The 873-nt window shown below is 44.0% G+C and carries 1 protein-coding gene; it reads left to right on the top strand.

The features are described 5' to 3' along the window. The coding region (locus A3757_RS26110; protein WP_197469652.1) for a lipocalin family protein at nucleotides 1–687 on the top strand (687 nt) is incomplete at its 5' end. Nucleotides 688–873 lie beyond the last annotated feature (186 nt).

Genomic DNA, 873 nt, shown 5'->3' with positions numbered 1-873 from the left:
ACTTTAATTTTATTTTTGTCTGCTTGTGGCTCTGACAGTAAAAATATAACACTGCCTGATTGCCCCGAGCCAGATAATAGCTCCGACACAATTTCCGAGTCAGACCTCTGTGGCAAGGCTTTTATCGACGACCTTGGCGATGATACCTATGTTATCTTCAGTTTTTTCTCTGACATGACCTTTGAATTCACCGGAAACGATGATAACGATTCACGTTTAGCGAGCGTAACGAGCGGTACATGGGCAGTGGTAAATAACGAGGTAATTGTTTACCTTGCCGATGAAACACTTACCTTTAGAGAGTCTGCGATCGAACAGGGCCAATACTGCTTCCAACTTCCTGAAGACGATGTCAGTCATATCAGGCATTGTGCAGTAGAAGCAATTCAACCTTCGTTAAGTGATCTCACTAAAGAATTCTACTATGAAGACTGCCCTTTCTGCTCTATTGAGTTCTTTGCTAACAATACGGGCGCTACCAACGGAGATGAAAATGATGGCTCGTCTTTTTCATTTTCCTGGAGTTTTCAAGGTGACGGCACAATATCCATTGTCTACGACCGTGCTTTGGGCAGTAACAAGTTCTTCTTTACTGAACAGGATAGCGAAAAAATTAGCTTCATTAGTTTAAACGATTATGCTGATGAGGCACCTTATATGGACTCCAACGTCCTCTTCATAAAATAGAACCTGTGCCTAGATTCAAGTAAGCAAGCCTGATCATTCAGGTTTGCTTACTTCTCACCCCGCTCTTTATAGACTCTGTCGCCACTCAACGATCTGCTCGGCTAACCACTGTGGTGCATCCAAAGCCAAGTCATGCCCGGCATAGTGATGACAACGATAATCTGCCCCCCATGCTTGGGCGGCATT

The sequence above is a fragment of the Oleiphilus sp. HI0117 genome (assembly GCF_001635235.1).
Note: the sequence above shows the minus strand (reverse complement) of the source record. Positions and strands in the feature narration are given on the sequence as shown.